Source organism: Mycobacterium sp. TH-M103 (genome assembly GCF_057473785.1).
This window is the reverse complement of record NZ_JBYCLG010000046.1, coordinates 1-8,132: the sequence shown is the minus strand read 5'-3', so window position 1 is coordinate 8,132 and position 8,132 is coordinate 1. Positions and strand designations below refer to the sequence as shown.

Genomic DNA, 8,132 nt, shown 5'->3' with positions numbered 1-8,132 from the left:
TTGGGCACCGGCGTATCCCACAGGTAGCCGAACTGTTCGATGCCGGCGTTGTTGACCAGCAACCGCACCGCACCGATATCCCGGTACACCCGCTCAGCAAGGTCCCGCAGGGCGTCGGGGTCACGCACGTCGCAGACGACGTCGACCGCGGACCCGCCCGCCGCGCGCAGTTCGTCGGCCACCGAGGCGGCCGCCGCCCCGTCGATGTCCGCCAGCACCACGGTCATGCCCAGCCCGCCGGCGTGGCGCGCCAAACCGGCCCCCAGTCCGGAGCCCGCTCCGGTGATGACGGCGACCCCGCCGCCGAACGATTCCCGGGCGCTCACGAACCCGCTGCGCTGTCGGCAGCCAACTCCGACAGCAGCACCGAGTTGGTGGCGTCCAGGACGACGTCCATCTCGGTGAACTGAAGTCCGTCGGCGCCGCGCCGGACCCCGACGTCGACGACCCCGCTGGACACCGCGAACGGCACGAAGTTGGCGATCTGGTTGACGAAGATGTAGAACCGAGCCCGGGTCACGTCACCGTCGGTGCCGGTGCGGTGCACATTGGTGGCGTGGTGGCGCAGCGGATAAGGGCTCTGCGTGCGGTGCTCGGACAGCCACTCCATCACCGCGTCACGGCCGGTGAGCTCCGGTGACATCAACTCCTCGAAGGGGCTTGCGCCGGAATCGCTTCGGGTCAGATAGCGAACGTCATCGGCGTAACTGGCCGCCAGCACGTCGTAGTGGGCCTCGTCGTAGTGGTACCAGAAGCCGGCGATGAATTCCTGCAATTCGGGCAGCGTGATGTCGTTTGCCATGGGAGCAGTCAACTCCGCGGGCGGTCCCGACAACAGACCCGGTGCCCGGTCAGTGGAACGTGCCCGCGAGTCAGCCGGTGATCAGGCTCCACAGCCCGCCCGCGCTCGCGTGCATCGCACTGTCGGTGACCTGCCGGTCCCAGTACCCAACCGAACCGAATTCCGAACGCCAGGCGAGCGCGGCCCGGGTGAATTCGTGCAGCCGGTGCTCGCGGGTGGTGCCCATGGCTCCGTGCACCTGGTGTGCGTTGCGCACCGCCACCGAGGTCGCGTGGCCGGCACACGAACGTGCTACGGCGACAAAGAAGCCGAGATTCGGTCCCGACCATTGACTGGCCATCCCGGCACTCAGCGCCGCTTCCGTGGTGGCCCGAGCGAGCGCCGCCTCGGTCGCGATGTCGGACACCAGGTTTCCCACGGCCTGGAATTTCGCCAGCGGGCGGCCGAACTGGACTCGTGAGGTCGCATGCTCGACGCACAGCTGCAGAATCCGGTCCAGCGCGGCGCACACCTGGATCGCGCGCACCAGCCCCGACTTCAGCCCGAGCTGGGTGATGAGGGCCGGGCCCGCCGGGGTCCCTTCCAGAGCCGCCAGATCGGCGGCCACGGTGTCTCGCGGTTCGCCGATCAGGTTGACGCCCGCGGTGATGGTGAGTGTCGCGCGCGCGACGTCGGCGACGCGGTACTGCCCGTCGGCGCGCCACACGAGCACCACCCGGTCGGCCGAAGCGGCCCACGGCACCTGCGCCGCGGATCCCTGTGTGTCGAGCACGCAGACGGTCCGGACCGCGTCATCTACGGGCACTCCCACCGCATCCAGTAGCCAGCATGCCAGTAAATCGTGTTCCGCCAACGGGATTCGGACTCCGTGCCGGACGGCGGCGGCCAGGAGCTCGGCCGCTTCGGCCCAGCCGGCCCCGCTGCCGCCGTGCTGCTCGTCGCCAGTCAGCCGCACCAGGCCGAGTTCGTCGAGATGCCGCCACAGGTCCGGATCCCGCTGGACGGTCGTGGTGGGCGGACACTTTTCGCGGTGTCCGGCGAACACCGCATCCATCATCTCGATGAGTGCGGCGTCGGCGCCAGGCCCGGCGGTCATCGCATGCCCAAGCCGCGCGCGACCACGCCACGCAGCACCTCGTTGGTGCCGCCGCGCAGTGTGAACCCGGGCCGCTGGTCGACGGCCGCACGTACCAGGCCGGCGAACACCGAATCGGGGGAGTCAAGTAGGTCGGCGAATTCCGCGATGTCGCCCTCGGTGGTGGTGCCCAGTACCTTGACGACGGCGGCGGGAAGGTCCGCGGGCTCGTGCCGTTCCAGCGCGCCGGCCACCGCGGTGGACATCTGATGCAGGCCGGCGATGCGCGCCACCAGCCGCCCCAGGTCGGGATCGCGGGGGATGGCGTTGGCCGCCATGCGATCCGCGCAGGCCGCCAACAGCACGAAGGTGGACAGGAACCGCTCGGGTCCGCTGCGCTCGAAGGCGAGCTCGGAGGTCACCTGCTGCCAGCCGTCGCCGATCTCGCCGAAGACCATCTCGTCGGGGACGAACGCAGAATCCAGGATCACCTCGTTGAAGTGGTGGGCGCCGTTCATCGACACGATCGGCCGGATCTCGACGCCGGCGCCGCGCAGGTCGACGATGAATTGGCTGAGCCCGGCGTGACGGTGCGCCGGATCCACCGGCGCGGTGCGCGCCAGGACGATGAAGGCGTGGGCACGGTGGGCCCCCGACGTCCAGACTTTGGTGCCGCTCAACGACCAGCCACCCTCGACGCGGGTGGCGCGGGTGCGCACACTGGCCAAATCCGAGCCCGAGTCCGGTTCGCTCATGCCGATGGCGAAAAAGCACTCGCCACGCACGATGCGCGGCAGGAACTCCGACTTCTGCTGTTCGGTGCCGTATTTGAGCAGCGACGGCACGATCTGGCGGTCGGCGATCCAGTGCGCCGCCACGGGCGCGCCGGCGGCCAGCAGTTCCTCGGTGACCACGAACCGCTCCAGGAAGGACCGCCCGTGCCCGCCGTAGTCGACCGGCACCGTCATGCCCAGCCACCCGCGTGCGGCCAGCGCGGCGGTGAAGTCCTCGTCCCATCCGGTCAGCCAGGCGTCGACGGACGGGGTGAACGCCCCGGCGGCCAGCTGGTCGGCGAGGAAGTCGCGCACCTCGGTACGCAGGCCCTCGGTCGTCGCGGGGTCGACGCGGGCGGGCGGCACCAGCCGGGGGAGCGTCATCAGCGCGTTCTCCACTTGGCGATGCGCTGCTCGTGCTCGCGGTCGTGGTGGGCCAGCGGCTGCATGGCCGCGGCCATCCCCAGCGTCGACTCCAGGGTTCCGGTGCGCGACTCCTGCAGCAACCGCTTGGCCATCCGCAACGCGTGCGGCGGGTTCTGGGCGATGCGCTCGGCGAGCGCCCGCGCCTGGGGGAGCAGGTCGTCGTGGGCCACCACGCGGCTGATCATGCCCCAATCGAGTGCGGTCGCCGCATCCACGCGGTCGCCGGTGAACGTCATCTCGGCGGCGCGCTCGTAGCCGATCGCCCGCTGCAGAAACCAGGTGCCGCCGTCCCCCGGGATCAGGCCGAGTTGCACGAAGCTCTCTGCGAACGACGCCCGTTCGGAGGCGATGCGGATGTCGCACATCATCGCCAGATCGCAGCCTGCGCCGACGGCGGCCCCGTTGATCGCACCGATCAACGGCACCTCGAGACGTCCCAACGCCCTCGGGATGCGCTGGACTCCGTCGATGTAGGCGCGCCGCTGGTCGATCGCGTCGAGACCGAACATTCCGGCGCGGTCGGCCATTTCCTTGACATTGCCTCCGGCGGAAAAGATTTTGCCGTCCCCGGTCAGGATGACGGCGCGAACGGTGGTGTCGGCGTTCGCCGCATCGACGGCCGCCTCGAGCGCGGCGATGAAGTCGTTGCCGGTGATCGCGTTGCCCACCGCGGGCATGCTGATCGTCCACAGCTGCGTCGGCCCGTCGGCGGCGATGTGCAGAGGCGCGCTCATGCGGGCAACTGTAGTGACTTGGTCTGCAGGTACTCCTCGAACCCCGCGCGGCCGAGCTCACGGCCGATGCCCGATTTCTTGTAGCCGCCGAAGGGGGCGATCGGGTTGTAGTTGCCGCCGTTGATGTCGAGTTGGCCGGTCTGCACGCCGCGAGCGAACGCGATCGCGCGGTCGATGTCGCCCGCCCATACCGCGCCGGACAGGCCGTAGGGGGTGCAGTTGGCGATGCGCAGCGCGTCGGCGTCGTCGTCGAAGGGGATGACCGCGAGCACCGGCCCGAAGACCTCTTCCTGACCCAGCTCGGAGGCGGGGTCGACGTCGGCGAACACCGTGGGCGCCAGGTAGTACCCGATATCGCGGACCTTGTCGGCGCCGCCGGTGAGCAGCCGCGCGCCGTCGCGCCGGGCGCGCTCGATGTAGCCGCGCACGGTCTCGAACTGCTTGGCCGACGCCGACGGCCCGATGCGGGTGGCCGCGTCGAACGGATCGCCGACGGTGTATTTGGCCACCGCGGCCGCGATGAGGTCCAGCGCCTCGCCGTAGCGCGACCGCGGCACCAGCATCCGGGTCCAGGCCATGCACGTCTGCCCGCCGTTGAGGAACGCGTTGCCGACGCCCACCTTGACGGCGGTGGACAGGTCGGCGTCGTCAAGGATGACGTTGGCCGACTTGCCGCCGAGCTCGAGGGCCACCTTCTTCACCGACCGTCCCGCCAGCTCGGCGACCCGGGCGCCGACGCCGGTGGACCCGGTGAACGACACGAAATCGAGGTCGGGGTGCTCGGCGAGTCGTTCGCCGATCACCGCGCCGCTGCCGGATACCAGGTTCACCACGCCGGCGGGCAGGGCGGCCTCCTCGACTGCCTCGACGAACTCGAACACCGATAGCGGCGCCTCGTTGCTGGGCTTGAGCACCGTGGTGCAGCCGGCGGCGATCGCCGGCAGCACCTTGGCCACCACCTGATACAGCGGGTAGTTCCACGGCGTGATGGCTCCGACCACGCCGTAGGGTTCGCGCACGACGAGCGAATTGGCCACGTGCTCTTCGAATTCGAAAGTCTCGAGCACGCCGGCGAAACCTCGCGCGACGGCCAGCGGGACCTGGGTCTGCACGGTCTGCGCGATGCGCAGCGGCGCACCCATTTCGCGGCTGATGGTCTCGGCGATGTCGGGCAGGCGCTTCTCCATCGCGGCGATCACGGCGGCGACCCGCTCGCGGCGCTCGGCGACACTGATCAGCGGGTCGAAGGCGCGGCGGGCGGCGGCGACGGCCGCGTCGACGTCCTCGGCGGTACCGGCGGGCACCGAACCGATCGGCCGCTCGGTGGAGGGGTCGATCACCTCGATGACGTCCTCGCCGGCGGGCTTGACCCATTGCCCGTCGATGAACAGTGTGCGGCGGTCGTAGTCGTGCATGTGCGATTCCCTTCGGTCAGGGGACGATACTGGCCCGGACGTCGCGCTTGGCCTCGGCCGCGGTAAACGCAGGATTGATGTCCTCGAGCGAATAAGTTGCTGCCGCAAGGCGGTTCAGCGGTAGCCGATCGTGGTTCTGCTCGAGGAAGGTTAGCGCCCGTGCCAGCACGGCCGGGTCGTAGAGCGAGACCCCCACCATCGACTTGTTGCCGAACACGAATCTCGACGGGTCGAATTCGAAGGTCTTGCCGATGTTGATGTTGCCGATCTCGACGTAACGGCCGAACTGCCCGAGCAATTTAAGCCCTTCGTCGATTGCGGAGGGGTGCCCGACCACCTCGACCACCACGTCGGCCCCTTGACCGTCGGTCAATCGGCGTACGACCTTGGCCCGGTCCTTGACTTCGGGCACTTCGGTGATGTCGATGACGTCGTCGGCGCCGAATGCGGTCGCGAGCTCCAGCCGTTCGGGCACCCCGTCGATGGCGATCACCCGGGCGGCGCCGCGCGCCTTGGCCACGGCGACGGCGTACAGACCCAGCGCACCCGCGCCCTGCACCACCACGTACTCGCCGAGCTGCGCATCGACCCGCTCCAGGCCGTACATGACCTGCGAGAGGGCGCAGTTGGCGCCCGCGGCGATGTCGTCGGAGATGGTGTCGGGAACGGTGTAGACGACCGCGCCGGCGGGCAGCAGGTAATAGTCGCCGTATCCGCCGACGAAGTAGGGCGGCTCGTCGGCGCGCCCGAGCATCGCCATCTTCAGGTTCACACACGCATTTCGCCGCCCGGTCAGACAGTTGCGGCACTCGTGGCAGCAGAAGAAGTAGGGGAACACCACCCTGGTGCCCGGCGCCAGCGGTTTGCCGTTGGAATCCTTGCTGGCACCGTCGCCGAGCGCCTCGATCGCGCCGACCATCTCGTGGCCCAGCACGGTGGGCAGCTGTCCGCCCAGGCCGCGAGTGGCGAAGGTGCCATGCCAGGCGTGCACGTCCGATCCGCAGATGTTGGCGCGGCTGACTCTGATCAGTATCTCTCCGGGACCCACTTCCGGGAGCGTTACCGTTTCGATCTCGAACGGCTTGCCGGGCTCGTCGAACCGCGCGATGCGACCTGTGAACACCTCGGGCGCATTCCTTTCGGTGGTGTTTGGACTGACGGGAGTCGCTACGGGGCGTAACCGGCGCGAACAGGAGCCACACAGCTGGGTGGGGACGAATCTGGTGGCCAGGTTAAGCCGTGCCCCCGCCGGTTGACGCGTTCCCTTCCCGCCCAGCGGTCACCGCTCTCGCGCGGATTACGTGTGCAGCATTCGCGGTCCTGGCGTCAGCGATGCGAGCGCCATCTCGATTCCCGTTCGCAACCCGCGTTTCAGGCGGCGGAGGTCGCCGTCGACCACCCAGTGAACGTAGGCGTGCCTGCAGCACTGGATCACGAGTTGTGCGGGCAGTTCGCGACGAAACGGGTCCGCGCCGAGGTCGAACCGGGCTGCAAGAAACTCCGATATCGGCTCGGCCAGGTCTTCTCCCCAGTCAAGCCAGCGCAGCCTGTACTGCGGATCGTTGAGCATCAGCGCCAAGAACCGGCGGTCCATCTCGACCTGCCCGCGCTTGGGGACTTCGGTACTGAACGCCTCCACCAAGGTGTCGACGGCGTTGCTCGTGGACGGGGCATGGTGAAGCACTTGGACACTGAGCCTGCCGAATTCGCGAAACAACGGCATGACGACGTCTTCCTTTACCGGGAAGTGCCGGTGGAAGGTCCGAGGCGCGATCCCCGCCTCCTCGCAGATGCGCTCGACGGTTGCCGACGTCGATCCCTGGGCGAGGAAGATGTCGCGCGCTGCGATTGCGATATCCAAGCGGAGCTGCTCCGCGCGCCGTTCGCTTCGGGTCTGCTTACCGGGCGCGCTCACGTCGTGCTCCTTTTCCGCCCGTGCGGGCGCGTCGAAACTGCGAGCGACGTCGGAGTGTGGCTGACGCGATCGAGCTGGCATCCCGTGTCCCACTCAGCGGGCATCTCGGCTGATCCTCCGGTGCTCTTCGTGCCTACCGTGTTGACGTCAGATTCTGCCATGCAATGCAGAGTCTGCCAGATTTTCTGGGGCGTCGAGCATCGCCTCAATTCCCGGGTGGCTCGAAAGCTGCTGTCGCACCGTCGGACCTATAGAGGAGGAGCTCCAGTGAACATGGCAGAAGACGGCTTGAACTATGACGACTACACCCACGACTTCATGGGAAAGGTCGGCAACGTGGAGGACTTCTCGCGGGACTTCCTGTTGGGGCTGGCCCGCGTCTTCGAGGACACCCTGAAGTTCGTTCCCTACGCTCATGTCACCACCTACGCCGACAAGGTGGGCATCAACACAGCCATGGACGTCGCCGCCGAGGTGTCGCGCGCTGGGATGCGACAGGTAATGCCCATGGGCCGCTTCATCGCACCCCCGGGGTGGGATTGGAAAAACGCTCAGTATCAAGCTATTCCATTCGATGTCCAAACGGAGGACTTCACGAAGGAAGCCCTCATCCGGCTGATCAAGACCTACTGGGACCAATATCTCAAGGGGCACAACTACTTCATCGATCAATGGACGAAGATCATCCCCGAAGACGAAGTCTGGTTGGGTCTGCCGGACATGTATCAACTGATCATCGACTACGAATACCCCAAGCTGGCGAAGGTGCTCCGGATCGAGCCCGTGCACGTGGTCGATTACCTGAAACTGGCCTGCCTCAGCATCGACGGGACGCTCGGCTACGGCGGTGAGTACATCGTGCACAACCCCGATCACGTGGTTCTGAACATGCGGCGGTGCGAGGTGCTGCAGAAGTACACCGACGAAGGGCTGTACCCGCCGGCGCGGGCTTGGATGAACTGCACGTTCGAGCAGCGCATTTCCGCGCCGTT

Annotated in this window: 9 protein-coding genes; 1 reads left to right on the top strand and 8 read right to left on the bottom strand. The window is 67.8% G+C overall.

Going from position 1 to position 8,132, the window contains the following annotated elements; genetic code table 11:
• From AC2VOR_RS02130 to AC2VOR_RS02095, 8 genes are all read right to left on the bottom strand, one after another.
• The coding region (locus AC2VOR_RS02130) for an SDR family NAD(P)-dependent oxidoreductase (RefSeq protein WP_486963119.1) at positions 1-326 on the bottom strand (326 nt) is incomplete at its 3' end.
• Entirely contained in the window at positions 323-802 is a 480-nt protein-coding gene (locus AC2VOR_RS02125; RefSeq protein ID WP_486963118.1) for a nuclear transport factor 2 family protein, read from the bottom strand. The genes AC2VOR_RS02130 and AC2VOR_RS02125, both read right to left, overlap by 4 nt.
• Before the next feature lie 70 nt (positions 803-872).
• The gene (locus tag AC2VOR_RS02120) at positions 873-1,898 is read right to left on the bottom strand and encodes an acyl-CoA dehydrogenase family protein (RefSeq protein ID WP_486963117.1); all 1,026 of its coding nucleotides are present in this window, start codon (positions 1,896-1,898) and stop codon (positions 873-875) included.
• Positions 1,895-3,034: an acyl-CoA dehydrogenase family protein gene (locus AC2VOR_RS02115; RefSeq protein WP_486963116.1), complete on the bottom strand. Its 1,140-nt coding sequence runs from the start codon at positions 3,032-3,034 to the stop codon at positions 1,895-1,897. Before AC2VOR_RS02115 ends, AC2VOR_RS02120 begins: the two co-directional genes overlap by 4 nt.
• Positions 3,034-3,810, bottom strand: coding sequence for a crotonase/enoyl-CoA hydratase family protein (locus tag AC2VOR_RS02110; protein WP_486963115.1), 777 nt, complete (start codon positions 3,808-3,810; stop codon positions 3,034-3,036). The genes AC2VOR_RS02115 and AC2VOR_RS02110 overlap by 1 nt, the downstream gene beginning before the upstream one ends.
• Positions 3,807-5,225, bottom strand: coding sequence for an aldehyde dehydrogenase family protein (locus tag AC2VOR_RS02105; RefSeq protein ID WP_369738387.1), 1,419 nt, complete (start codon positions 5,223-5,225; stop codon positions 3,807-3,809). The genes AC2VOR_RS02110 and AC2VOR_RS02105 overlap by 4 nt, the downstream gene beginning before the upstream one ends.
• Before the next feature lie 16 nt (positions 5,226-5,241).
• The gene (locus AC2VOR_RS02100) at positions 5,242-6,348 is read right to left on the bottom strand and encodes a zinc-binding dehydrogenase (protein WP_369738388.1); all 1,107 of its coding nucleotides are present in this window, start codon (positions 6,346-6,348) and stop codon (positions 5,242-5,244) included.
• A 174-nt stretch (positions 6,349-6,522) separates the two neighbouring features.
• On the bottom strand, positions 6,523-7,140 hold the full coding sequence (locus AC2VOR_RS02095) for a TetR/AcrR family transcriptional regulator (protein ID WP_369738389.1): 618 nt from the start codon (positions 7,138-7,140) through the stop codon (positions 6,523-6,525).
• A 273-nt stretch (positions 7,141-7,413) separates the two neighbouring features.
• On the opposite strand from AC2VOR_RS02095, the gene AC2VOR_RS02090 reads away from it, so the two are divergent.
• A partial coding sequence (locus AC2VOR_RS02090; protein ID WP_486963120.1) for a hypothetical protein occupies positions 7,414-8,132 on the top strand: 719 nt, incomplete at its 3' end.